At 67.2% G+C, this 25648-nt stretch carries 22 protein-coding genes; 4 read left to right on the forward strand and 18 right to left on the reverse strand.

Features of this window, described 5'->3' with window-relative positions; genetic code table 11:
- Positions 1–52: 52 nt before the first annotated feature.
- The 9 genes from XCSCFBP4642_RS0121570 to trpB form a co-directional block, all read right to left on the reverse strand.
- The gene (locus XCSCFBP4642_RS0121570) at positions 53–481 is read right to left on the reverse strand and encodes a group I truncated hemoglobin (RefSeq protein WP_029221588.1); all 429 of its coding nucleotides are present in this window, start codon (positions 479–481) and stop codon (positions 53–55) included.
- Positions 481–1353, reverse strand: a complete 873-nt coding sequence (locus tag XCSCFBP4642_RS0121575) for a DUF3034 family protein (RefSeq protein ID WP_029221589.1) — start codon at positions 1351–1353, stop codon at positions 481–483. The genes XCSCFBP4642_RS0121570 and XCSCFBP4642_RS0121575 overlap by 1 nt, the downstream gene beginning before the upstream one ends.
- A complete protein-coding gene (locus tag XCSCFBP4642_RS0121580; RefSeq protein ID WP_029221590.1) occupies positions 1350–3716 on the reverse strand; it encodes a putative bifunctional diguanylate cyclase/phosphodiesterase in 2367 nt (788 codons plus the stop codon). Before XCSCFBP4642_RS0121580 ends, XCSCFBP4642_RS0121575 begins: the two co-directional genes overlap by 4 nt.
- Positions 3713–4396: a methylamine utilization protein gene (locus tag XCSCFBP4642_RS0121585; RefSeq protein WP_029221591.1), complete on the reverse strand. Its 684-nt coding sequence runs from the start codon at positions 4394–4396 to the stop codon at positions 3713–3715. Before XCSCFBP4642_RS0121585 ends, XCSCFBP4642_RS0121580 begins: the two co-directional genes overlap by 4 nt.
- A 239-nt stretch (positions 4397–4635) precedes the next feature.
- Positions 4636–5574, reverse strand: coding sequence for an isopenicillin N synthase family dioxygenase (locus XCSCFBP4642_RS0121590; RefSeq protein WP_029221592.1), 939 nt, complete (start codon positions 5572–5574; stop codon positions 4636–4638).
- A 119-nt stretch (positions 5575–5693) separates the two neighbouring features.
- Positions 5694–7043, reverse strand: a complete 1350-nt coding sequence (gene glmM, locus XCSCFBP4642_RS0121595; protein WP_029221593.1) for a phosphoglucosamine mutase — start codon at positions 7041–7043, stop codon at positions 5694–5696.
- The gene (gene accD, locus XCSCFBP4642_RS0121600; RefSeq protein ID WP_029221594.1) at positions 7040–7927 is read right to left on the reverse strand and encodes an acetyl-CoA carboxylase, carboxyltransferase subunit beta; all 888 of its coding nucleotides are present in this window, start codon (positions 7925–7927) and stop codon (positions 7040–7042) included. Before accD ends, glmM begins: the two co-directional genes overlap by 4 nt.
- A gap of 434 nt (positions 7928–8361) precedes the next feature.
- Positions 8362–9168, reverse strand: coding sequence for a tryptophan synthase subunit alpha (trpA, locus tag XCSCFBP4642_RS0121605; protein WP_029221595.1), 807 nt, complete (start codon positions 9166–9168; stop codon positions 8362–8364).
- Between the two features lie 211 nt (positions 9169–9379).
- Positions 9380–10597: a tryptophan synthase subunit beta gene (gene trpB / locus XCSCFBP4642_RS0121615; protein ID WP_029221596.1), complete on the reverse strand. Its 1218-nt coding sequence runs from the start codon at positions 10595–10597 to the stop codon at positions 9380–9382.
- Between the two features lie 107 nt (positions 10598–10704).
- Here trpB and XCSCFBP4642_RS0121620 point away from each other — a divergent pair, with 107 nt between their 5' ends.
- Positions 10705–11616, forward strand: coding sequence for a LysR family transcriptional regulator (locus tag XCSCFBP4642_RS0121620; RefSeq protein ID WP_029221597.1), 912 nt, complete (start codon positions 10705–10707; stop codon positions 11614–11616).
- Between the two features lie 135 nt (positions 11617–11751).
- Here the strand turns inward: XCSCFBP4642_RS0121620 and XCSCFBP4642_RS0121625 are convergent, their stop codons facing one another.
- From XCSCFBP4642_RS0121625 to prmB, 8 genes are all read right to left on the reverse strand, one after another.
- Positions 11752–12420, reverse strand: a complete 669-nt coding sequence (locus XCSCFBP4642_RS0121625; RefSeq protein ID WP_029221598.1) for a phosphoribosylanthranilate isomerase — start codon at positions 12418–12420, stop codon at positions 11752–11754.
- Entirely contained in the window at positions 12417–13190 is a 774-nt protein-coding gene (truA, locus tag XCSCFBP4642_RS0121630) for a tRNA pseudouridine(38-40) synthase TruA (protein WP_029221599.1), read from the reverse strand. The genes XCSCFBP4642_RS0121625 and truA overlap by 4 nt, the downstream gene beginning before the upstream one ends.
- A 197-nt stretch (positions 13191–13387) precedes the next feature.
- The gene (locus XCSCFBP4642_RS0121635; protein WP_029221600.1) at positions 13388–13771 is read right to left on the reverse strand and encodes a VOC family protein; all 384 of its coding nucleotides are present in this window, start codon (positions 13769–13771) and stop codon (positions 13388–13390) included.
- Positions 13768–15732 (reverse strand): motility hub landmark protein FimV, encoded by a 1965-nt coding sequence (locus tag XCSCFBP4642_RS0121640; protein ID WP_484606920.1) that lies wholly within the window; start codon positions 15730–15732, stop codon positions 13768–13770. Before XCSCFBP4642_RS0121640 ends, XCSCFBP4642_RS0121635 begins: the two co-directional genes overlap by 4 nt.
- A 272-nt stretch (positions 15733–16004) precedes the next feature.
- Positions 16005–17030 (reverse strand): aspartate-semialdehyde dehydrogenase, encoded by a 1026-nt coding sequence (locus XCSCFBP4642_RS0121645; protein WP_029221602.1) that lies wholly within the window; start codon positions 17028–17030, stop codon positions 16005–16007.
- An 85-nt stretch (positions 17031–17115) separates the two neighbouring features.
- A complete protein-coding gene (locus XCSCFBP4642_RS0121650; RefSeq protein WP_029221603.1) occupies positions 17116–18189 on the reverse strand; it encodes a 2-hydroxyacid dehydrogenase in 1074 nt (357 codons plus the stop codon).
- On the reverse strand, positions 18182–19285 hold the full coding sequence (gene aroC, locus XCSCFBP4642_RS0121655) for a chorismate synthase (RefSeq protein ID WP_029221604.1): 1104 nt from the start codon (positions 19283–19285) through the stop codon (positions 18182–18184). Before aroC ends, XCSCFBP4642_RS0121650 begins: the two co-directional genes overlap by 8 nt.
- A 10-nt stretch (positions 19286–19295) precedes the next feature.
- Positions 19296–20222, reverse strand: coding sequence for a 50S ribosomal protein L3 N(5)-glutamine methyltransferase (gene prmB, locus XCSCFBP4642_RS0121660; protein ID WP_029221605.1), 927 nt, complete (start codon positions 20220–20222; stop codon positions 19296–19298).
- 80 nt (positions 20223–20302) lie between these two features.
- On the opposite strand from prmB, the gene XCSCFBP4642_RS0121665 reads away from it, so the two are divergent.
- Entirely contained in the window at positions 20303–20953 is a 651-nt protein-coding gene (locus XCSCFBP4642_RS0121665; protein ID WP_029221606.1) for an SCO family protein, read from the forward strand.
- Positions 20950–21792 carry an archaetidylserine decarboxylase gene (asd, locus tag XCSCFBP4642_RS0121670; protein WP_029221607.1) on the forward strand — a complete coding sequence of 281 codons (843 nt, stop codon included), beginning with the start codon at positions 20950–20952 and terminating at the stop codon, positions 21790–21792. Before XCSCFBP4642_RS0121665 ends, asd begins: the two co-directional genes overlap by 4 nt.
- Before the next feature lie 408 nt (positions 21793–22200).
- On the opposite strand, the gene XCSCFBP4642_RS0121675 is transcribed toward asd, so the two are convergent.
- Entirely contained in the window at positions 22201–23781 is a 1581-nt protein-coding gene (locus XCSCFBP4642_RS0121675; protein ID WP_029221608.1) for a transglycosylase SLT domain-containing protein, read from the reverse strand.
- A gap of 281 nt (positions 23782–24062) precedes the next feature.
- Between XCSCFBP4642_RS0121675 and XCSCFBP4642_RS0121680 the strand changes: the two genes are divergently transcribed.
- Positions 24063–25568 carry a helicase HerA-like domain-containing protein gene (locus tag XCSCFBP4642_RS0121680; RefSeq protein WP_029221609.1) on the forward strand — a complete coding sequence of 502 codons (1506 nt, stop codon included), beginning with the start codon at positions 24063–24065 and terminating at the stop codon, positions 25566–25568.
- The last annotated feature ends 80 nt before the right edge of the window (positions 25569–25648 follow it).

Here is a 25648-nt window from a genome sequence, read left to right on the forward strand (position 1 = left end):
GTGCAGGCATCGGGGCCAGGCGACGCAATCCGCCTACGGCGAAAGGCACGGCTCAGCGATTGACGATCTCCCCGTGCATCGCGGCCAGCCGCGCCAACAAGCGGTTCTGGGTGCGACGCGGGATCTTGCGTTGATCCATCGCCCAGTTCAGATCTTCCACCAATGCATTGAAGTCACTTTCGCGGATGGCCAGATGCTGGTGCGCCTGCTGCATCGACTTGGCGGTGTCCGGGCACGGGCCATCGGCAACGTGACAGAACTTCTGCACCAGCCGGGCGTTGAGCATGACGATGTTGACGCGCGCGAACTTGTCGACGATGCGCTGGTCGTCGGCGATGCGCGACAACATGGTCTCCACCAGGGCCTCGATACCGGACTGCCCGCCGAGCTCGTCATACAGCGTCGGCTGCGTGCGCGTGGTGGCGCAGGCGCCGAGCAGGCACAGCATGCACATCAGGCAACCACGCAGCCATCGATTCATCAGAACGCCACCTGCAGGGAGAGATAGGGGCCGCGTTGATCGGTCAACGTGGCGATGTCGCCCAGATCGGCCCAGGCTGCGGTGAGCGAGACATGCTTATTGGGAAACCAGGCCACGAAACCGTCCGCCCAGGCCTGTTCGCGCGCAAAGCCCAGGTTGTCCGGCTTGTCGCGATACTCCACCCCGACCGCCCACGACGGCGAGAGCACGATGGCGGCGCTGGCTTCGGCAACCAGCCGGCAACTGTCGCGACGATCGCCGCCAAAGCCGAGCAGACCGGTCTGGTTGGCGCGCGTCGCACGCAGCGTGCCGTTGAGCAGTAACTGGTAGCCGCCGGCGCCTTGCAGCAACAACCGGCTGGCACTGACGTAGACGTCGGTACCGTGATCGTCGCGGGCACCGATCGCCAGTGGCAGCGTGCCATCGCGCAGACGCTTGTACTGCACGCCCACGCTGACCTGCGGGCCGCGGCCGTACACCAGATCGCCGGACACGCGCAGCTTGGCGCCGAACACATCCTGGCCCAGCGCATTCCACGGCAGCGCCAGACGGTCCTGCAAGGCGCCCAGGTCCAGGCGCTGACGCGCAAGCGACAGCTCCAGCCGGTTGCCAACGGTCAATGCGGCGCCCTGTACATCGAGCCGGTAATCGCCGCTGTCGACATGGGTAGCGAACAACACGGTGCCGAGCTCATCGCGGGTACCGTAGCCGGACAATGTCGCCCACGGCACGATGCCGCCACCGCTGCTGCCTTCGATCATCGATACGCCGCCGGTGGCCAGCAGGCGCCCCTCTCCGGCGATGGCCAGTGCCGGGATCAGCGCGATACCGACCGCCGCAACGATGACCGCGCCACGGATGCTGAACTTCATCGGTGCGCTCCTGATTGCGCTGGCGAAGACTTGCCGAGTTGACGCATGCACCACGCCACCAGCGGCGCCTGTTCCAGCGGCGGCGCGTACAGATAGCCCTGCACCATATCGCAGCCATAGCCGCGCAGCAGCTCCAGTGCCGTCGCGTTCTCGACGCCTTCGGCGATCACGCTCAGACCGAGGTTGTGTCCAAGATCGATGGTACTGCGCACGATGAAGGCATCGTCGGTGCCGTCGGCCAGCTGCATGACGAAGCTCTTGTCGATCTTCAATTCGTTGACCGGCATGCGCTTGAGTTGGGCCAGCGAGGAATAGCCGGTGCCGAAGTCGTCGATGGACAAGCGCACGCCGACGCTGCGCAACTGGTGCAGCATGTGCAGCGCAGATTCGACATCGCGCATCAGGGCGCTTTCGGTCAATTCCAGGGTGACCGTTTGCGCCGGCACCGCATGCTGTTCCAGGCGCGCGCGCACGTAATCAGGCAGACCGGGATCGGAGAGATCCAGCGCAGACAGATTGATCGCCATGCCCAACTCCAGCCCCTGCCTGCGCCAGTGCGCCTGACAGCGCAGCGCCTCGTCCAGCACGAAGCGGGTCAGCGGATGGATCACCCCGGAATGCTCGGCCAGCGGGATGAATTCGTCCGGACCGATCAGGCCCAGCGTGGGGTGATGCCAACGCACCAGCACCTCGACCTGCTCCACCTGATCGCTGCGCAGGCAGATCTTGGGCTGGAAGCGCAGGGTCAACTCATTGCCGCCGATGGCCTGACGCAGATCGCCGGTGAGTCGCAGCCGCCGCAGATGCTGCTCGTCCTGCCCCATGCGGTAGACGCTGGCGCCAACGGTGGTGGCGTCGCCCAGCTGACGCCGCGCAATGTCGGCGCGGCGCAACAAGGTGTCCGGGTCGGCGCCATGCTCGGGAATCAAGGCGATGCCGATGCTGGCTTCGAGCTGGATGCGCGCCTGCGGCAGCACCAGTGGACGACGCAGCTGCAGCAGCAGGCGCTGCGCGTCCTGCTGCACGGTCGAGGCGTCGGCCTGCGCCACCACCACCATGAATTCGTCGCTGCCGAGCCGACCCACCAGATTGGGCGACTGCACCACATTGGCCAGGCGTTGCCCGACCTCGACCAGCACCTGGTCGGCGAAATCGTGACCGAGGCTGTCGTTGAGTTCCTTGAACCGCTCCAGATCCAGGATCAGCACCGCCGCCGTACCGCCCGAGGCCACCGTCTGTTCCACCACGTCCCTGAGTCGCTCCAGCAGCCAGAGGCGGTTGGGCAGACCGGTCAACGCATCGTGCCGGGCCTGATGCAGGATGTGCCGCTCGCGGCTTGCAATCTGTTGCTGCATGCGCCCGAAGCTATCGGCGAGTTCGGCCAGCTCACGGCCCGGCGGGACCTCGACCGCGTTCTGGTAATCGCCTCGCTGGATGCGTCGCGCCGCCTGCACCAGTTGCGCCACCGGCTTGCTGACGCTACGCGCCAAGAAGATCGCCACACCCAGGGCGGCGGCCGTGGCCAGGCCGGCAAGCAGCAGGATGCGCAACTTGAGGATGCGGTAAGGCGCCACGGCGCGATCCAGCGATGCCTGCAGCGCCACCCGCACATGACTATCGCCCTGGATCGATTGCAGCTTGACCAGGTAGCGCGACTGGCCCAGCGTCAACGGAATGGCCGCCGCCTGGGTGCGCTCGGCCGCCGGCAACTGCTGCGCAAATTCGCTGCGTGCAGCCGGCTCCAGGGTGGATGCCAGGACGCGGATTGGCGACCCATCGGCATAGAACGTGGCATCCAGTCCGGTCGTGCTGCGGAAGTCCTGCGCCAGGCCTTCGCCGGATTCGTTGCCGATCGCGATCCAGCCCACGCGGCTTGGCGCCAGCACCTGCACCACCGCCAGCCGCACGATGTGCTGATCCAGCGCGACCACGCCGACCGCGCGCCCGTCGCGCTGCGCCTGCTGCAACAATGCCTGAACGGCACGTAGTTGTTCGGCCTGCGGCACGTCGGCCAGCCCGGTCAGGAATTGCCCATCCGGCGAGAGCAGCAGCGCGGTCTGCGCGGACATGCGCGCAGCATGATTGCGCAGCGCCGATTGCATGGTGGGGACATCGCCGCTGGCCACCGCGGCGCGAAATCCGAAGTCGTCTGCCAGCACCGATGCCGACTGCAGCAGTTGTTCGTCGCGACGCAGGTTGATGCGCTGCCAGACGCGTTCGCCGATCTGCAGTTCTTCGCCCAGTTGCGCCTTGACGCTGCGTTCGGTTGCCAATTGCACTGCGATGAAGGTCAGCGCCTGCGTGGCAAGCACAACCAGCACTAGCAGGACCGCAATGCGCGTATGCAGCCGCATCGCTTTCATGGATGCGGCTTCTTGGGCTCGGCGCGGCGGAACTTGTCCTGCAGCGCGCGCACCCGATCGTCCGCCGGCGCCACCGTCGGGGCAGCGCCCGTGGTCTGCAGGGTGACGCGGCGTTGCACCGCCTCGCGTGCAACCTGCAGCGGCTCGGTGGCCGCTGCGCCCTTGATGCGCGGATGCCAGACGCGCAGCGTGTACGCACCCGCCGGTGCATCAAGTTGCACGCGGCCATCGCTACCGGTCTTGCCGAAATACGGAGTATCCAGCACCACGATGTAGCCCAGCATCCAGTCGTGGATGTTGCAGCCCACCGTTACCAGGCCCGCTTGATCGAACCGTACCGGCGCCGCTGTGGTGCCCTGGAACAACGGCAATTCGAAGCGCTTGGCGGGAGAGAACGAATAGACCTGATGGCGGATCTGGTCGTTGTTCGGAAACCGCACCGCGGTCCCGACAGATATCGCCAGCACCGCAGGAACGAACTGCGAATTGACCTGATCCATCTCAACGGTCTTCCCGACCGCGGCAGCAGCAGGACGCGGCACCTCCAGGCTGACCACCGCATCGACCAGGACGCCATTGGCATCGGTGACGGTCACGCTCACCGGCGTTGCCGCCCCAGGCGCCATCGCGCCACAGAGTGCAAGCGCCGATACCGCACTTGCTTGTTTGATCCACCGCATCCGCATGCGCCAATACCTCGTGCAATCGGCAGCGGGCGCCAGGCGAGTCCGACGTCGCGCTAGCGATCAGACTGATTTATCGGCGCGAGTGATCGCAAGCTTTAACCAGACACGAGCAGAATTTTATGAACGGAAGTGTGGCCGGTGTCATGGCTGTGTTGCGGGCGCGGCAATGCAGCGCAGCGCCCTCCACTGCTGGCAGCAAGACCGTAAACGCCACGGCGCCGCTGCTGCGGTGATTACTTCAGCTTGATCTCGCGCAGGCGCTCTTCCAGGAATCCATGCGCGGTGATCGGCTCGGGATAGCGGCTGGGATTGCCGGCGCTGATGCACGAGGGCAGCACGTCGATCACGAAATCTGGATTCGGGTGCAGGAAGAACGGCACCGAATAGCGCGGCTTGCGCGCGGCTTCGCCCGGGGGATTGACCACGCGGTGGATCGTCGACGGATACACGTGATTGGTGAGCCGCTGCAGCATGTCGCCGATATTGACCACGATGGTGTCGGCGTCTGCGGTGAACGGCACCCACTCGCCATCGTTGGAGCGCACTTCCAGCCCGGCGGCACTGGCACCGACCAACAGAGTGATGAAGTTGATGTCGCCGTGCGCGCCGGCACGCACGTTGGGGATGTCGTCACTGGTGATCGGCGGGTAATGGATCGGGCGCAGGATCGAATTGCCGTTGTTGGTCTTGTCGACGAAATAGTCCTGCGGCAGGCCGATGTGCAGGGCCAGCGCCGAGAGCACCCGCGAGCCGAGCTGATCCAGCTGCTTGTACAGCCGGTAGCCGCGTTCGCGGAAGCCGGGCACTTCTTCCGGCCACAGATTCGGCGGCATCACCTCGCGATACGGCGAATCGTCGGGAATCTCGCGGCCGATATGCCAGAACTCCTTCAGATCGAAATGCCTGGAGTCCTTGGCGGTTTCCACGCCGAAGGCGGTGTAGCCACGCGCACCGCCGCTACCGGCGAGGTGATAGCGGCGCTTCACCTCTTCGGTCAGGGCGAAGAACGCCTTGAACACCTCGTAGGCGGCATCGATATCGGCCTGTGCAATGCCGTGATTGCGGATGCCGGCAAAACCCCACTGCCGGTAGGCCGCACCGAGCTCGGCGACGAAGGCGTCGCGGTCGCTGTCGAAACGGGTGATGTCCAGGGTCGGGATGCGGGCGCTCATACGGGTATCTGCAGTGGAAGTCGGGAAAGGAGACGCCTGCCGCTCAGGACAACAGGCGATATAACAGGTAGAACGTCACGGCCTTGGCGAAGACTACGCACACGCCAATGATCAGCGACTCACGCCGCGTCACGCACCGCTCCGGAGAGACGGTCGAGCGTGGCCTGCATCAGGCCGGCATCGTCGGCTTCCACGGTCACGCGCACCACCGGCTCGGTGCCCGAGGGACGCAGGAAGGCGCGTCCGCGCCCCTGCACCGCCACCTGCGCCTGCTGCAACGCCTGCTGCACACCGGGCGCCTCTACGATCGCCTTGGCGGCGCCGCCATCCAGACGCACGTTCACGGTCTTCTGCGGCACCTTGGCCAGATCGCGCAGCGCTTCGCGCAGGCTATGCCCGTCGCGGCCCAGGGCTTCGAGCACCTGCAGCGCGCTGACGATGCCATCGCCGGTGCTGGCACGGTCCAGGCACAGCAGGTGGCCGGAGGTTTCCCCGCCCAGCGTGCCGCCGCCTTCGACCAATGCCTGGTGCACGTAACGGTCGCCGACCTTCGCGCGCTGGAACGGGATCTGCAGCCTGGCCAGCGCCGGTTCCAGCCCGTAGTTGGTCATCAACGTGCCGACCACCGTGCCGGTGAGCCGGCCACTGGCCTGCCACGACCGTGCCAGCACGTACAGCAGGTCGTCGCCGTCGACCGGGTTGCCCTGGTCGTCGGCCATCAGCACACGGTCGCCGTCGCCGTCGAAGGCGATGCCCAGATGCGCCCCGCTCTGCCGCACCTTGGCGGCGAGATTGTCGATATGCGTCGACCCCACACCGTCGTTGATATTGAGCCCATCCGGTGCGGCGCCGATCACCACCACCTCGGCGCCCAGCTCGCGGAACAGCATCGGCGCAATGTGATAGGTGGCGCCATGCGCGCAGTCCAGCACCATCTTCAGTCCCTGCAGGGTGAAGCCGCGCGCCACGCTGGCCTTGCAGAACTCGATATAGCGGCCGATCGCGTCGCGGGTACGGATGGCCTTGCCCAGGCGCTCGGATTCCACGGTGTGGAACGGCTCGTCCAGGGCGGCTTCGATCGCCGCTTCGGTGGCGTCGTCGAGCTTCTCGCCCTCGGCGGAAAAGAACTTGATGCCGTTGTCGTAGTGCGGGTTGTGCGAAGCACTGATCACCACCCCGGCATCGGCGCGCAGAGTGGTGGTCAAGAACGCGATCGCCGGTGTCGGCATCGGCCCGATCATCTGCACGTCGGCGCCGGCCGCGACCAGGCCGGCTTCCAACGCCGCTTCGAACATATAGCCGGAAATGCGCGTGTCCTTGCCGATCAACACCAGCGGACGCTTGCTGCGGCCCTGGGTGAGCACACGACCCAGCGCATTGCCCAGGCGCAGCACAAAGTCGGCCGAGATCACGCCCTGCCCGACCCGCCCGCGGATGCCGTCGGTACCGAAATATTTGCGTGCGCTCATGCGGCGTCGACGTCGTGCGGCTGCGCCTGCCGCATCATCATGGCAGTGAGCTCGGCGATGCGGTCGCGCATCTGGCGACGGTCGCAGATCTGGTCGATGGCGCCGTGGTCGAGCAGGAATTCCGAGCGCTGAAAGCCTTCCGGCAACGTTTCGCGCACGGTCTGCTCGATCACGCGCGGGCCGGCGAAGCCGATCAGTGCATGCGGCTCGGCGATGTTGATGTCGCCCAGCATGGCAAACGATGCCGACACGCCACCGGTGGTGGGATGGGTCAGCACCGAGATATACGGCAGGCCGGCGTCGCGCAGGCGCCCGAGCGCTGCGGAGGTCTTGGCCATCTGCATCAGCGAGAACAGGCCTTCCTGCATGCGCGCGCCGCCACTGGCGGAAAAGCACACGAACGGGCAGCCCACTTCCAGCGCCACTTCGGCCGCACGCGCAAAGCGCTCGCCGACCACCGAACCCATCGAGCCACCCATGAAGGCGAAGTCGAAGGCGGCGGCAACCAGCGGATTGCCCTTGAGCGTGCCGCGCATGGCGATCAGCGCGTCGTACTCGCCGCTGGCCTTCTGGCTGGCCTTGATGCGTTCGCCGTAACGCTTCTGGTCCTTGAACTTGAGCACGTCGACCGGGCCCAGCTGGGCGGCGATCTCGGTGGTCGCGGTCTCCGGGTCGAACAGCGAGTTCAGCCGCGCGCGGGCGCGAATGGCCATGTGGTGGTCACACTTCGGACACACCTCCAGGTTCTCTTCGAGCTCCGGGCCGTACAGCGCGCTGCCGCAGTTGCTGCACTTTTCCCACAGACCCTCGGGAACGCTGCGCTTCTTGGCCGGGGTGTTCTCGGTGCGGATGCCGGAGGGCATCAATTTGCTGAGCCAACTCATGCGTGTATGACAATCCATGCAGGGCGGCCTTGCAGGCCGCAGAGGAGCGACAGTCTAACGCGCCGCAGGAATGCCAAGGTAGCGGACGTCATGAACGCAAGATCTGGCGCGTGTTAACCCCTGATGGGCCTTGGGGTGGCCTGACGTTCCGGAATGCTGGCAGCTGGTTGATTGCAGGTTGCTTCGGCGCGTTGTAGCTGCGGCGCTTTCGCTTGAGTGCCCATGGCTTCACCCGCCCCCTCATCCGCCCCCGACGGGAGAAGGCGACGAAAGCCCCTCTCCCCCCGGGGCGAGAAGGCACGGGTTGCGCGCCACTGGCGCGCGTGCCTTGGAGCGCCCGCGCTGCAAGCGCAGGCCGGGGCGCGGAGCGGGGGTTGGGGTGAGGGTACGGGCGAAGCCGCAGGCATCCACGCGGGAGCGGCTTTGGCCTGGCTTCAGGGTCGATCCAGCGCCTGCCGAAGCGGGGCCAGGAAGGCTTCGGCGCGTTCGCGGGCGCTGCGGACGTCGCCCGCTTCGGCCAGGGCCGCCACCAGGGCGCTGCCGACCACCACGCCATCGGCATCGACGGCCATCGCGGCCGCGCTGGCGGCGTCCTTGATGCCGAAGCCGGCCACCACCGGCGCGCCGGCGCGGTGGCGCAACTGGCGCAGGCGGTCGCTGGCGGCCTGGGTATCGAGCCGGTCCGAGGCACCGGTGACGCCAGCAAAGCTCACGTAGTACAGGTAACCCTGCGCGGTACTGCACAGCATGTCCAGGCGCTGCTCGCTGGTGGTCGGCGAGGCCAGCGCGATCAGTGCCAGCCCGACGTCGCTGAAGATGTCCCGGGTTTCGTCCGCCTCTTCCGGCGGCAGGTCCACCAGCAGCAGGCCATCCACGCCCGCGGCCACGGCAGCCTCGGCGAAGCGCCGGGTGCCGTGGATCTCGATCGGATTGAGGTAGCCCATCAGCACCACCGGGGTGACGGCATCTTCGCGGCGAAACTCGTGCACCGCTTCCAGCACGTAGGCCAGGCCGGCACCACGGCCCAGCGCGCGCTCGGAGCTGCGCTGGATGGTGGGGCCGTCGGCCATCGGGTCGGAGAACGGCACCCCCAGCTCGATGACGTCGGCACCGGCACGCACCAGCGCGTGCATGACCGGTACGGTGGCTTCCAGCGACGGGTCGCCGGCGGTGATGAAGGGGATGAGTGCCTTGCGGCCATCAGCGCGCAGGCGCTGGAAGGTTTCGTCGATACGACGCATTGAAAGACCTTGCAAAAAAGTTAGAGGCGGTGCGATTGCTTCAATGGATATCCTGGTGCATGGCAGGCAGCAGTTCGGTCAATGCCTGGGCGTCGACCTCGAGGTCAAAACCGTCCAGGCAGCAGCCGCAGCCACTGTTTTCCGAGCAGGTGCGGATCTGCGGCGCCCGGCTGGTCGACCAGCGCGGTCACCGTGACGCGCCGCAGTGGCATCAGACCTGCACGCCTTCGCGCGCAGCGATGGTGTGCACGTCCTTGTCGCCGCGGCCGGACAGGTTGCACAGGATCAGCGCGTCCTTGGGCATCGCGCGCGCGAGCTTGATCGACTGCGCCACCGCGTGGCTCGATTCGAGCGCGGCCAGAATGCCTTCGGTATGCGCCAGCAGATGGAAGGCGGCCATCGCCTCGTCGTCGGTGATGCCCTGATACACCGCGCGGCCGCTATCGGACAGGAAAGAGTGCTCCGGCCCCACGCCCGGGTAATCCAGGCCGGCGGAGATCGAATGGGTCTCGGTGATCTGGCCGTCGTCGTCGCAGATCACATAGGTGCGGTTGCCGTGCAGCACGCCGGGGCGGCCTGCGGCGATGGAGGCGGCATGCCGGCCGGTGGCGATGCCGTCGCCCGCCGCCTCGGCACCGTAGATCCTGACGCCGGGGTCATTGAGGAAGGCGTGGAACAGGCCGATCGCATTGCTGCCGCCGCCGACACAGGCGCTGATCGCATCCGGCAGCCGGCCGTAGTCCTGCAGCATCTGCTCGCGCGCTTCGCGGCCAACGATGGCGTTGAAGTCGCGCACCATGCGCGGATACGGGTCCGGGCCGGCCACGGTGCCGATGATGTAGAAGGTGTCGCGCACATTGGTCACCCAGTCGCGCATCGCCTCGTTGAGCGCATCCTTGAGCGTGGCCGAGCCGGAGGTCACCGGAATCACCGTCGCGCCCAGTAGCTTCATGCGGTAGACGTTGATCTTCTGCCGCTCGATGTCGGTGGCACCCATGTAGACCACGCACTCCAGGCCCAGCCGCGCCGCCACCGTGGCACTGGCCACGCCGTGCTGGCCGGCACCGGTCTCGGCGATGATGCGGGTCTTGCCCATGCGGCTGGCCAGCAAGGCCTGGCCGATGGTGTTGTTGATCTTGTGCGCGCCGGTGTGGTTCAGGTCCTCGCGCTTGAGCAGGATCTGCGCCCCGCCCACCTCGCGACTGAGCCGCTCGGCGCGATAGATCGGGCTGGGCCGGCCGACGTAGTGCTTGAGGTCCTTGTCGTATTCGGCGATGAAGCTCGGATCCTGACGCGCCTGGTCGTAGGCGGCAGCCAGTTCCTGCAGCGGGCCGATCAGGGTTTCGGCGACGAAGCGGCCGCCGAACTTGCCGAAATGGCCGGCAGCGTCCGGGTAGGCATAAAAGTCACTGATGGGCTGGGCCGACATGGGAATCCTCTGCAGCAGTGCGGTCATACGCGAAGCGGCAACTCTACCGCAGGCCGGCAGCGCGATACATCGATAAGATTGCCGCAACCTGTGATCTGGACTCACACATGACGGTATCGCTCCCGCCGCTAGCCGCCTTGCGCGCCTTCGAGGCCGCCGCCCGCCTGCAGAGCGTCAGCCGGGCCGCACAGGAGTTGCACGTGACCCATGGCGCCATCAGCCGCCATGTGCGTTCGCTGGAACAGGCGCTGGGCACGGCCTTGTTCGCCCGCCAGGGCCGCGGCCTGGTCCTCACCGCCGCCGGGACACGGCTGCGCGACGCCACCGGGGACGGATTTGCCCTGATCGGCGATGCCTGGGCGGCGCTGCGTCACCCGGCCAGCGAGGCGCCACTGGTGTTGGGGTGCTCGGGCAGCCTGCTGGCGCGCTGGGTCATTCCCCGCCTGGGCCGGCTGCAACGCGACCTGCCCGACCTGCGCCTGCACCTGTCGGCCAACGAGCAACCGCCTGGCCCTGACCTGGACGGGCTGGACGCGGCCCTGCTGCTGGAGTCGCCACCATGGCCGGGCGAGTGGCAGGTGCACGAGCTCGGCGTGGAATGGATCGGCCCGGTACTGAGCCCGCAACTGGCAGCGACCTTGCAGCTCGATCGCCACAGCCTTAAGGCTCTGCGCGACCACCCGGTCCTGCACACCCGCTCGCGCCCGCAAGCATGGCCGGAATGGGCCCAGGCACACGACATGGCGTCGGACACCTTGCGCCTGGGCATCGAATTCGAACATCTGGTCTATCTGCTGGAGGCCGCCGCCGCCGGTCTGGGCGTGGCGATCGCCCCGCACCCCCTGGTGGCCGCGGACCTGGCGGCCGGACGCCTGCTGGCGCCGTGGGGATTCACCCCGACCCACGGACGTTGGGTGCTCTGTGCCGCAAGACGCAACCCGGACCCGCGTATCGCGCGACTGGCCAACTGGCTACGCAGTGCACTTGCCGAGGATCAGCACGCGTCACTGATCGCCTGAGCGCCATCCTGCGGCCATCCTGATGCTGGAGGCCAGCTCAGCGCCGCTGCGCACATCAAAGTCTCAAGCCTTCTGATCACCCACCAGAAAGATGCGCCAACGGCGCCCACCGCTTTTCGATTCCCGATTCCCGACTCACCCCAACTCGTGGCAGTCGGCGCGGCGCACTTCTTCGACGAACTTGCGCATCATGTGGCCGTCCTTGATCCCGGGCGCCAGTTCCACGCCGCTGGACACATCCACGCCCCATGGCAAGGTGGCGACGATGGCATCGAAGACGTTGTCGGCATTGATGCCGCCGGCGAGCAGGAACGGACGGTGCAAGCCGGTGGGCAGGCGCGACCAGTCGAAGGTCTTGCCGGTGCCGCCGCCGGCCCCCGGCGCATGGCTGTCGAACAGGAAACCGGCGGTATTCGGATAGGCCAGCTGCAAGGTGCGTGCGTTGGCGTCTTCGCCATTGACGCCGGCGCTCCCCATCGGTACCGCCTTGAGATACGGCAGGTTGAAGCTGCGGCAGAACGCGTCGTCTTCCTCGCCGTGGAATTGCAGCAAGGTCGGGCGCACGGTGCGCACCACTTCGCGTACTTCTTCCTTGGAGTTGTTGCGGAACAAGGCCACCACATCGACCATCGGCGCGGTGGCCTGGCGCATCGCACGCGCTTCGGCCGGTGCCACGCGGCGCGGGCTGCCATGCGCAAAGATGAAACCTACCGCGTCCACACCCAGCTCCCCGGCCAGCCGGATATCGCCGGCGCGGGTCATGCCGCAGAACTTGATACGGGTGCGGTACAGCGATCGATTCATTGGGTCACCTCGGCAGGCAGATGCCACTCTGCAGGATACAGAGGCCCGATAAACACCAGGCCTTGTGGCGGCGCTGTCGGGCCGGCAACCGTGCGGTCGCGTCCGGCCAGCAACGTCGCGATCCAGTCGGCCGGTTGCTCACCGGACCCGACCAACATCAGCGAGCCAACAATATTCCGCACCATGTGATGAAGGAATGCATTGGCCTGGACCTCCACTTCCACCACCTCGCCATCGCGCCGCACGCTGATCGCCTGCAGATTGCGACGTGCGTGCAGCGCCTGGCATTGCACGCTGCGAAACGCACTGAAGTCGTTCTCGCCCAGCAACGCCTGCGCGGCGACATGCATGGCGTCGGCGTCGAGCGGGCGGCGCTCCCAACTCAGGGTATGCCGATGCAGGGCCGGACGGATCTGACGATTCAACAGGCGGTAGCGGTAGCGCCGCGCGCGCGCGCAAAACCGCGCATGAAAATCGTCGGCGGCCGGCACGCACCAGCGCACCGCAACCGACGCGGGAAGCCGCGCGGTGGTACCCAGCATCCAGCCACGCGGCTCACGCCGCGCATCGCTGTCGAAATGCACCACCTGGCATTGCCCATGGACGCCGGCATCGGTGCGGCCGGCACACACGACCTGGATCGGCGCATCGGCTACCGACGACAAGGCTGCCTGCAGGCTGGCCTGCACGCTGGGCCCGCCGTGCTCGCCCAGCTGCTGCCAGCCCTGGAATTGGCTGCCGTCATACTCCACGCCCAGCGCGTAACGCATCGGTACCTACCTGTGTGTTCAATCGGTCAACCTGCCGAACGCGCGGCAAACGCAAGCTGACCGGAGTCAGTTCGCAGCAACTCGGGGTCGTAGCAACATCGCTAGAACGCCAGATGGCGGGCATCAACATCCAGCCCACACCTCGGTCGCCGCGCATGCCTGGCGACTCCACCGGCACAGCACCGCAGTGACCTGCCCTACGCGACGGATCGCTCCGACCACACCGCCAGCATGGAACCGCCCGGCTCGCGGAAATGAAACCGGCTGCCACCAGGGAAACCGAATACCGGCTTGACGATCTCGCCGCCGGCCGCGCGCACGCGCTCGAGCATCGGTGCCAGATCGTCGGCATACAGCACCACCAGTGGGCCGCCCTCGCCCGGGGCCGCGATCGCCGTGCGGTAGAAGCCCCCGTCCATGCGACCATCGTTGAAGGCCAGATAATCCGGGCCGTAGGCCTGGAACTGCCAGCCGAACACGGCCTCGAAAAAGGCACGGCTGGCATCCGGATCGGTTGAGCCGAACTCCACGTAGTCGATACGGCGCTCGCGCACCGCCATGCTGTCCATGGCCGGGCTCATGCCAGGCGCTCCAGCAGTTGGGCCGCTTCGGCACGGATGGCGTCGTCGCCGGTGGCGGCGACCTCCAGCAGCAGGCCGCGCGCGGTGTCCTTGTCGCCCAGGTCCATGTAAGCGACCGCCAGTTCCAGGCGATCGCGGCCGGCCGAGGCGAATTGCCGGTCGGCGACCGGGTTCGGCACGGCGACCGGGGCCACCGGCGCCGGCTCGAAATCCAGCTGGCTTTGCGGCGCGTGGTGTTGCGCCGCCTGATCCGGATCCACGCGGCTCTCATCGGCGTTCGGCGCCGCTGACGCAGGCGCGGTGACGCCCGGATGCGCAGCGTCGCGCTGCGTCTCGAACGGCCCTGCTGCCGGCTCGGGCTCGGCCGGCGGCGGCGGGGCGGCACGCAGCGCGCGCCACTCATCGCTGTTGACCACCACAGGCGCAGCCACCGGTTCGGCCCACTGCGGCTCGCGGCGCAGCACCTCCGACAATGGCGGCTGCGGCCCGTGGGCGCGCTCGTCGTCGCGCAGATCGGCCTGTTCGAACTCGGTCTCGTGCAGCACCTCGCGCTCGCTGGGATCGGTGACCGGCGCATCGTCCTGTGCGGCGCCTGCAGCAACCGGTGGGGCCGGCGGCATGAAGTCGAACTGGCGCCGTGGCAACGGCGGCAGCGGCGAAGGTTTGCGGCGCCGTGCGGCCAGCCACGCGACCACTGCCGCCACGATCAGCACCAGGCCACCGATCAACCACAGCGGAAAACCGCCGCCTTGCGGCGCGGCCTGCGGCGCCTCGGCAAGGCGCTTCTGCGCCGCAGCCAGGTCGGTGTCTTTCATCGCGATCAAGGCTTGCTGCTGCTGCTTGAGCTTTTCCAGATCGGCCACGCGCGAGCGCAGATCCTGCAGTTCCGCATCGCGGGTGGCGATGTCTTCCTTGGCCTGTTGCAACTGTTGATTGGCCGCCATCTCGCCCTCGCCTTCGGCACTGGTGCCGGACGTCGCGCCGGCGGGGTTGTTCTGACTCGCCACTGCCGGGGCGATTTCGAGCCGCGCGCCATTGCCGGCGGCAGCGGATGCGGCAGGTGTCGCCGGGGCCGGCGTCGCTGCAGCCGCAGCACCGGCCTCGGCCGGCTGTGGAATGGCCGAGCGCGCCTGCCGCCACTGCGCGGCCTGCTCGCGCACCATCACAGCCGCTTCTGCGGCACCGACCTGCGCCAACGCATCTTGCTGTGGCGTGCGCAGGACTGCGCCCTGCTTGAGGCGGTTGATGTTGCCGTTGATGAAGGCGTCGGGATTGGTGCGCAACAGCGCCAGCATGGCCTGATCCAGCGAGTGCCCACTGGAGCGTGCCACGGATGCGGCGATTTCGGACAGGGTCTGGCCCGCGCGCACCGCCGGCAGCGTATCGCCGGCGGCCTGTGTGGCCGCAGCCGCACCGGCCGCCGGGCGCGCAGAGGGGACGGCGGTGCCGGCATCCGAGCCGCTGCGCTCGGCTGCCGCCACGGGTGCGGCAGCAGGTTCGCGGGCGATGGTATTGCTGGCACCGGCCTGCGGCGCGTCGATGGCTGGTTCGGCGATGGCTGCAGCGGTATTGGGCGCATCCACCAGCGCCGCGTATTCGCGCACCAGGCGGCCCTGGCTCCACTCCACTTCGATCAGGAAGTTGATTGCCGGCCGGTCCACCGGCTGGCTGCTGGTCACGCGGATCACCGCGCGCCCGCGCGCATCCTGTGCGAACTGGAACTGCAGGTTGCTGACCAATCCCTGCGGCCGCTCCAGGCCGACGCGCGCAAACGTGGTGGCCGAGGCCAGCGCCACGCGTGCGTTGTCGAGCTCGCCCGGCTCGTTGGAGATGACCGGGATCTCCGCCACCAGCGGTTGCCCGGGCTTGGACAGCACCCGGATATCGCCCAGCCCCAACGCCATGGCTGCGCCGCTGCAGGCCATCAGCAGCAACGCACCTATCCCTTGTATCGGACGCATCGCGCCCCTGCCCCTATGTTTCATGGGCATCAATATAGCCGCTGGATGAGCGAAAAAGTCGCCGCCGCCCTGCGACACCCATGCGAATGACATGCTGTCGATAGGACCAACCAAGATGCGGCCCGGCAGATGGGCGCGGATGGAGCCGGCGGCGCACGCCTACGCCGGCCAGCCTTGTGCGCACGCCAGCGTAGGAGCGCGCCTGAGCGCGATGAGGCGTATCGGTAACGCACGTCGCGCTCGGGCGCGCTCCTGCGAGTGAACCGGCTGGCTCAGCCTTCCTGCGCCACCAGTTCGGCCAGCTGCACGGCATTGAGCGCGGCGCCCTTGCGGATGTTGTCCGAGACGATCCACAGGTTCAGGCCACGCGGGTGCGAGAAGTCTTCGCGGATGCGACCGACGAACACCGCGTCCTTGCCGGAGGCATGCGTGACCGGGGTCGGGTAGCCGCCGGGGGTGCGCTCGTCCACCACTTCCACGCCGGGCGATGCTGCCAGCAGCGCGCGCGCCGCTTCCACGGTGATCTTGTCGCGGGTTTCGATCGCCACCGCTTCGGAGTGACCGTAGAACACCGGCACGCGCACCGCGGTGGGGTTGACCTGGATGCTGTCGTCGCCAAGGATCTTGCGGGTTTCCCAGACCAGCTTCATCTCTTCCTTGGTGTAGCCGTTGTCCTGGAAGTCGTCGATGTGCGGGATCAGGTTGAAGGCGATCTGCACCGGGAACCGCTGCGGGTCGATGTCCTGGAAACTCAGCAGCTCGCTGGTCTGCTTGCCCAGCTCTTCCATCGCCGAACGCCCGCCGCCGGAGACCGACTGGTAGGTCGCCACATTGATGCGCTCGATGCCGTAGGTGCGGTGGATCGGGCCCAGTGCCACCAGCATCTGCATGGTCGAGCAATTGGGGTTGGCGACGATGCCGCGCGGGCGCTGCCTGAGCGCTTCCGGGTTGACTTCGGACACCACCAGCGGCACGTCGTCGTCGTAACGGAACGCCGACGAATTATCGATCACCACCGCACCGGCCGCGGCGAACTTGGGGCCGTATTCCTTGGACACGCTGCCGCCGGCGGAGAACAGCGCGATGTCCACGCCGGTGGGGTCGAACTCGGCCAGGTCCAGCACATCGACCTTGCCACCATTGAACTCCACCTGCCCGCCCGCCGAGCGCGAGGACGCCAGCGCATACAGGGTGGCGACCGGGAAGTTGCGCTCGGCCAGGATGCTCAGCATGGTCTCGCCGACAGCGCCGGTGGCGCCCACGACCGCGACGTTGAAACGACGGTTTTCGTTGCTCATGAGAATGTCTTTATCGAAAGGGGAAAAGAAAGGGAGCACTGCGCGTTGGGTTCGGGGAACCTCCAACGCTGGCCGCGGAGGTTCCCTATCGTTTGGTCGAGATGGTGCCGATGACGCCGGCTTTTTTCGCATCCGCGCCGGTGCCGCCACGTTTGGCAGCGGCAATCGCATCGGCATTGAGCGCGCTCGGCGGATGCCCGGCCTGCGGACCCTTGCCCAGGGCGGCGATCAGGTTGTCCACCGCCAGCTGCACCATCGCACGGCGCGTGGCCAGGCTGGCGCTGCCGATATGCGGGGTGAGCACCACGTTGCGCAGCGCCAGCAGCTCCGGACGCACGCGGGGTTCGCCTTCGTACACATCCAGGCCGGCACCGGCCAGACGCCCGTTGGCCAGCGCATCGGCCAGCGCCAGCTCATCGACGATGCCGCCGCGCGCAATGTTCACCAGCGTAGCGGTGGCGCGCATCCTGCCCAGTGCCGCGGCATCGATGATGTGGTGAGAGTCCCTGGTGTAGGGCAACACCAGCACCAGATGATCGGACTGCGCCAGCAAGGTCTCGAAATCGACGTACTGCGCGCCCAGCGCCTGCTCGGTGGCGGCCGGCAACTGGCTGCGGTTGTGATACAGCACGCGCATGCCGAAGCCGTGCGCGCCGCGCCGCGCGATGCCCTGCCCGATCCGGCCCATGTCCAGGATGCCGAGCGTGCTGCCGTGGATGTCGGTGCCGAGCATGGTCTTGAACGACCACTGCCCCCACTGCCCGTCGCGCAGCCAGCACTCGGACTCGGTGATGCGGCGTGCAGTGGCCATCAGCAGCGCGAAGCCGAGATCGGCGGTGGTTTCGGTGAGCACGTCCGGGGTGTTGCTGGCCAGGATGCCGGCCGCGCTCAAGGCGTCGATGTCGAGATTGTTGTAGCCCACGCCGACATTGGCGATGGCGCGCAGTTGCGGTGCCGCAGCGATTTCCGCTGCACCGATCCGCTCGTTGAGGGTGATCAGCGCGCCGTCCAGCGATGCCAGCTGCGCGGCCAGTTCGGCCGGCGACCAGGCGGTGACGCGCCCGGTGGTGGTCAGCTCGAAATGCTCGCCCAGCTGCGCGACCACATCGTCGAACAACGGCTGGCTGACCCACACCCTGGCGCGACCCGCGTCAGACATCGACCTGACCGGGAATGCGCGGGGCCACCTCGCCGACATCGCCGCATTGCGCACGATGCCGCAACGCCTGGTCCATCAGCACCAGCGCCATCATCGCTTCGGCGATCGGGGTGGCGCGAATCCCCACGCAGGGGTCGTGCCGGCCGGTGGTGATCACATCGACCACGTTACCGTCGGCATCCACCGTGGCGCCGGGCAGGCGCAGGCTGGAGGTGGGCTTGAGTACCATCGAAGCAGTGACCGCCTGGCCAGTGGAAATACCGCCCAGGATGCCGCCGGCATGGTTGCTGAGAAAGCCTTCCGGGGTGATCAGGTCGCGGTGCTCGGTGCCCTTTTGCGCCGCGCTGGCGAAACCGTCGCCGATCTCCACGCCCTTGACCGCGTTGATGCTCATCAACGCAGCCGCAAGTTCGGCATCGAGCTTGCCGTAGATCGGCTCGCCCCAGCCTGCGGGAACGCCGCCGGCCACCACGTCCACGCGCGCGCCGACCGAATCGCCGGACTTGCGCAAGGCATCCATGTAGGTTTCCAGCTCCGGCACCTGCGCGGCATGCGGCCAGAAGAACGGGTTGTCTTCCACCGCATCCCAGTCGAAACCGGTCGGGCGGATCTCGCCCAGCTGCGACAGGAAGCCACGCACCAGCACGCCATAGCGCTGCTTGAGCCACTTCTTGGCGATGACGCCGGCGGCGACGCGCATGGTGGTTTCGCGCGCCGACGAGCGACCACCGCCGCGTGGATCGCGAATGCCGTATTTCTGCCAGTAGCTGTAATCCGCATGGCCGGGGCGGAACTGCTGGGCGATGTTGCTGTAGTCCTTGCTGCGCTGGTCGGTATTGCGGATCAGCAAGCCGATCGGCGTGCCGGTGGTGCGGCCTTCGTACACGCCGGAGAGGATCTCGATCTCATCGGCCTCGCGGCGCGCCGAGGTGTGCCGGCTCTTGCCGCTGGCACGGCGCTGCAGATCGTGGGTGAACTCTTCCGGCGCAATTTCCAGGCCGGGAGGGCAGCCATCGACAACGCAGCCGATCGCCGGCCCATGCGATTCGCCGAAGGTGGTGACAGTAAACAGCTTGCCGAACGCATTGGCACTCATGCGCGCAGCCTCATCGCTGCGCGGCCAGCTCGGCGATGCGTGCGCCGTGTGCGATCAATTCGCGGCATTCCACCGCGAAGATGCCCATCTGCCCGACCTTGAACTCGACCCAGGCCAGATCCACCTCGGGCAGCAGCTTGATCAGATGCTGCTCGGATTCGCCGACTTCGCAGATCAGCAGACCGTCTTCGCTCAGGTGCTGCGGCGCATCGCGCAGGATCTTCAGCACCAGATCCAGACCATCGTCGCCGGCACGCAGCCCCAGCTCCGGCTCGTAGGAGTATTCCTGCGGCAGCGCGTCGGTCTCGTCGTTGGTGACGTACGGCGGATTGGTGACGATCAGGTCGTACTGGCGGCAGGCCAGGCCGGTGAACAGGTCCGACTTGAGCAGGCTGACATTGTCGGCATGCAGGCGCGCCTTGTTTTCGGCGGCCAGCGCCAAGGCGTCATCGCTGATGTCCACGCCGTCCACATCCCAGTGCGGGTTGTAGTGGCCCATCGCAATGGCGATGCAACCCGAGCCGGTGCACAGGTCCAGCGCACGGGTCACCTCGCGCCCGCCCAGCCACGGCTCGAAGCCGGCTTCGATCAGCTCGGCGATCGGCGAACGCGGCACCAGCGCACGCGTATCGCTCTTGAAACTCAGGCCGGCGAACCAGGCCTCGCCGGTCAGGTATGCGGCCGGCACGCGCTCGCTGATGCGGCGCTCGAACAAGCCCAGCACCTGCTCTTTTTCCGCCCGCAGCAGCCGCGCCTGGCCATAGGCCGGGCCCAGATCGTGCGGCAGGTGCAGGCTGTACAGGACCAGTTGGGTGGCTTCGTCCAGCGCATTGTCGTAGCTGTGGCCGAAGGTCAGACCGGCTGCGTTGAAACGGCTGGTGCCGTAGCGGATCAGGTCGATGATGGTGTGCAGTTCGTCGGCCGCGGCGGCAGTCATGGCAACAACTAAAGAGGAATCGGGCCCCGATTATAGAGGTCGGATCGGTATCATGAGCGTCCGTTGCACTGGAAACCGCCATGTTCAATCGCAATACCGGCATCGTGCTGCTGGTGGCGCTGGCCGCCGGCCTGGGGCTGTTGCTGGGCCAGAAGTTCCTCGGTGGTGCGGCTAGTTCGCCCTGGCCGCCCACCAAGACCATCACCTTCTATCCGCAGCCGCGTCCGCTGCCGCAATTCAGCCTGCGCCAATCCGACGGCACCCAACTGGTGCCCGGCGAGCTCAAGGGGCATTGGACGCTGGTGTTTCTGGGCTTCACGTTCTGCCCGGATGTCTGCCCGACCACCTTGACCGATCTGGCCGTGGCGCAGCAGCAATGGGAGAGCATTCCCGATGGCCTGCGTCCGCGCGTGCTGTTCGTGTCGGTGGACCCGCAGCGCGACCCGCCGGCGCGGCTGGGCGAGTATGCGCATGCCTTCCACAAGGACACCCTGGCCGCCACCGCCGACGTGCCCGCGCTGGAACGCTTTGCCACTGCGCTGGGCTTCGTGTTCCAGAAGGTGCCGGGCAAGGGGTTCGAGCAGAATCCCAACGACTACAGCATGGATCATTCGGCCGGCATCGCCGTGCTCGATCCGCAGGGCCGCCTGGCCGGCCTGATCCGCCCCCCGCTCGACCCGAAGGCGATTGCCGCCGACCTCCAACAGCTGACCAAGGTAACCGCTCCGTGAGCCCTGTCACTTCCCTGACCTACGTGCTGCCGCACCGGTTGCTGTCCTCGCTGGCGCGCGCGCTGGCCTATTCGCAGACACCGTCCACCAAGCAGTGGTTGATCGACACGGTGACGCGCAAGTTCGGTGTGGATCTGAGCGAGGCGCAGGAGCCGGATCCGCACGCCTACCCCACCTTCAACGCGTTTTTTACCCGCGCCTTGAAGCCCGGCGCGCGCGTGCCCGATGCCGACCCGGCAGCGTTGCTGATGCCTGCCGATGGCCGCATCAGCCAGCTCGGTCCGATCGAGAACGGCCGCATTTTCCAGGCCAAGGGTCAGTCGTTCACCGCCGCCGAATTGCTCGGCGACGAGGCAGCCGCCGCACCATTCAACAACGGCCTGTTCGCCACCGTGTACCTGTCGCCCAAGGACTACCACCGCGTGCACATGCCGTGGACCGGCACCTTGCGCGAAACCGTGCACGTCCCCGGCCGGCTGTTCAGTGTGGGCCCGGATGCGGTGCGCAACGTGCCGCGCCTGTTCGCGCGCAACGAGCGGCTGGTGTGCCACTTCGATACCGAGTTTGGCCCAATGGCCTCGGTGATGGTGGGCGCGTTGCTGGTGTCGGGCGTGGAGACAGTGTGGAGCGGCGTGGAGATTCCACGCTACGGCGATCGCATTACACGCAAGGATTATCGCGGCAAGGGCGTCACCCTGGAGAAGTTCGCGGAGATGGCGCGCTTCAACTACGGCTCGACCGTGATCGTGTTGCTGCCGCCGGGTGTGGCCACGCTCGATAGCGGACTTGCGGCCGAAACATCGGTTCGTCTTGGCCAGGCACTCGCCCGTCGTCAGTAAATTGCAACGACACCGTCGTAGGAGCGGACCTGGCCGCGGCCAGGCATTCCCGACGATGCGTCGCCCCTACGCGCGCCGTTTTGCTCAGCCCAGATAAAGCACCACACTGCACACAACAGGGCGACTTGGACGGCTTCGTCGCGGCAGGGTCCGCTCCTACGGCAATCAGGCTTGTCGTGCGCTCGCCGCCGTCGTAGGAGCGGATCTGGCCGCGGCCAGGCATTCCCGACAAGGCGTCGCACACCCGCGCGCCGTTTGCCAAACCTTCGATTGGAAACACGCTGCCCGCGCCGGGCTAGCAAAACGGCGTTCGCGCGACCTGGCCTGTTCTCACGCCAGCGGGTTAAGGCCGATGCGCACCGCCGTCTAATGGGTGCGGCCATCAGCACGGCACCGCCAGCGCACGGTTCAGCGATCGCAACCCGCCAGCTTGATGCTCTGCCCCGGTTTGAGCGCATACGACGGGGCCTTCAGGCCGTTGGCCTTGGCCAGCTCCTTGATCTCGCACTGGTACTTCTGCGCAACGCGGCCGAGCGTGTCGCCCCTGGCGATGGTGTAGCTGCGCGCCTGCCTGGCCTTGGGCTTGGCCACTGCCGGCTGGCCGGTGGCCACGGTGGTCGGCACGCCGGCCATCTGGCTGACATCGCCCACCGCCACGCTGGGCACGTATTCGGGCGCGCTGCTGCGGACGATCGCGCTATTGAGGTCGGCGGTGATCAGGGTGCGCGCCAGATCCGCGCGCGGGCCACTGACGCAATAACGCGTGTACAGGCTGGCGATGCGGTTGGTGGCGTTGATGACGGTGCCAGCCGGAATCCAGCCGTCGGATTCGTAACGCGGGTTGAGATTGCGCAGCGCACGCATGTAGCCATCGCGCGTGCCCATGCTGCCCAGGCAGATGGTGAGCTCGTAGATGGAGGTCGACTTGACCAGCTTGATGGTGGCCGGTTGCACGTCGAGCTTGGCGAAGTCCACACCGTACTGGCGCGGGTGCAGGAAGATCCACGCCGCGGCGATCACCATCGGCACGTAGTCCTTGGTTTCGGCCGGGAACTGGTTGTAGACGTCCTGCTCCCAGAAACCGCGGCCACCGGACTGCGCGAACACGCGCGCCGCGCGCCCTTCGCCGCCGTTGTAGGCAGCCAGTGCCAGCTCGATGCTGCGGTTGAGCCCGGCCATGCGCTCATTGAGATAGGCGGCGCTGGCTTCGGCCGCGCTACGCGCATCGAAACGGGTGTCGAAGCCGGTGCCATCCGGGCCCAGCCCGAAACGCCGGCCGGTGGTGGGCATGAACTGCATCAGTCCGGCCGCGCCGGCACGCGAACTGGCGTGCACCTTGCCGTTGGATTCCTTGGCCATGATGCCGAACAGCAGCGCCTCGGGCAGGCCGCGCTTCTGCCATTCCGGCCACATCACCCCACGCAGGTTGCTGTAGTTCTCGTAGCTGGTCATCAGTGCCGGCCGCATGTCGGTCAGCCAGCGACGGATACCGGCCTGCACCGCCGGGTTGTACTGCACCATCTTGTCGAACTCATGGCGCTGGTCGTTGAGCAGCGAGGCCGCCCGCGCCGCCTCCGGCACGCCATTGGCCGCCGGGCCGAGATGGTCCGGATCGGCCTGCAGCAAGGTGTCGTCGTCTTCCGGGTCCTCTGCGGCCTGCGACTCGGCATCGGCGCGCGCCTTCAGCAGCCGCTTGTAGGTCGCCAGCTGGTTGGAGACCAGGCAACCGCGCTGCTTGATGCAGGCGTCGATGACATCCTCCATGTCCTCCAGCGCAGCGTCGCCTTCGGCGGTGCCCTTGGGGTCGGAGTTGTTCACCAGCACCAGCGCGTCGCGGTAGCGTTTCTCGGCGGCGGCCATGCGTGCGTCCAGCGCGGCGACCTTTTCGGTATCGCGCTTGGACAGGGCCTGGGCGGAAGGAGCAAGAGACAACAGCGCCAGCACGACCAGAACAGGCCATGGGCGCAAACCAGAATGAGCGAGCGGCATCGTCGGCAGGACAGCGGAAAGGCAGGCAGGGTAGCCGCCGGGGCAACACCGGGGCAAGGCGCGGCAGCGGCCGGGGTCAGTGGCCCGTTAGCTTGGCGAGCATCCCGGCCGCGATGATCGTCTGCAGACCGGGGGGTTTCGACGCGCGGTGAGCAGGGCGATGGACCCGCTGCCCGGCCGGCTTCTTCGTCCGCACGTTCGGGCGGGTCATGGGTGGCTCGTCTGGCTGGCCTGCCACCGTTGCCCGCTAGACTCCGGTCTTTCTCCACCGGATCAGTGCAATGGCCTCGTTCCTGCTCGGCAAAGGCGTCACCGACGACATCCCGGTCATCCTGGAAGGCCGCTTCGGCAATCGGCATGGCCTGGTGGCCGGCGCCACCGGCACCGGCAAGACCGTGACCCTGATGACCCTGGCCGAGGGCTTCTCGCGGCTGGGGGTGCCGGTGTTCCTGGCAGACGTGAAGGGCGACGTGGCGGGCCTGGCGGTGGCCGGCGACGGCGCGCCCGGCGTGCTGCAGCGCGCCACGGATGTGGGCATTGCCGACTACGCGCCGGCCGCAAGCCCGGTGGTGTTCTGGGACCTGTATGGGCAGCTAGGGCACCCGGTGCGCACCACCGTGAGCGAGATGGGCCCCACCCTGCTCGCCCGCATTCTGGAACTCAACGACACCCAGTCCGGCGTGCTGGACATCGTGTTCAAGCTCGCCGACGACCGCGGCCTGTTGCTGCTGGACCTGGACGACCTGCGGGCGCGGCTGGCGCTGGTGGTGGAAGAGCGCAAGGAGTTGTCCACCAGTTACGGGCTGGTGTCGGCGCAGTCGGTGGCCGCGATCCAGCGCGCACTGCTGCGGCTGTCGCAGGACGGCGGCGAGCAGTTCTTCGGCGAACCGGCGCTGGAGCTTGCCGAGCTGATGCGCGTGGCACCGGATGGCCGCGGCGTGATCGGCATCCTGGCGGCCAACCAGCTGGTGCTCAAGCCGAAGCTGTATTCCACGTTCCTGCTGTGGCTGTTGTCCGAGCTGTTCGAGGGCTTGCCGGAAGTGGGCGACCTGGAACAACCCAAGCTGGTATTCGTGTTCGACGAGGCGCACCTGCTGTTCGACGATGCGCCGGCTGCCCTGGTGCAGCGCATCGAACAGGTGGTGCGGCTGATCCGTTCCAAGGGCGTGGGCATCTATTTCTGTTCGCAGTTTCCCGACGACATTCCCGACACCATCCTCGGCCAGCTCGGCAATCGCGTACAGCACGCATTGCGCGCCTACACGCCGCGCGACCAGAAGGCGGTCAAGACTGCGGCGCAGACCTTCGTGGCTAATCCCAAGCTCGATGTGGCCTCGGCCATTTCCAGCCTCGGCACCGGCGAAGCACTGGTTTCTCCCTTGCAGGGCAAGGGCGTGCCGGCGCCGGTGCAGCAAACCCTGATCGCCCCGCCGCGCTGCCGCATGGGTGCCATCAGCGCGCCCGAACGCGCACAGGTGCGTGCGGTCAGCCCGGTCGGCACGCGCTACGACACGGCCATCAACCGCGAATCGGCCGCCGAACTGCTGGCACGTCGCGTCGAACAGGTCGCGGAGCAGACTGCCGCTCCGCCCGCGCGGACCCGCGAGCAAGAAGACACGCAGGACAGCGGTTTCGGAAAAGCGGTCAAGGACGCCGTATTCGGCACTGGCCGCCGCCAGGGCATGCTGGAAACGATGGCCAAGCAAACCTCGCGCACCATCGGCAGCAAGATCGGCCAGCAGATCGTGCGCGGGATTTTCGGCAGTATCTTTGGTGGGAAGCGGTAAGACCGGCCATGAGCATGAAGCGCCATGCGCCTATGTCCGACAATAGGGCGCCTGGACGGGCGAACTGATCGCTGCATGCC

Source organism: Xanthomonas cassavae CFBP 4642 (assembly GCF_000454545.1).
In the GTDB taxonomy this organism is placed as follows: Bacteria; Pseudomonadota; Gammaproteobacteria; order Xanthomonadales; family Xanthomonadaceae; genus Xanthomonas; species Xanthomonas cassavae.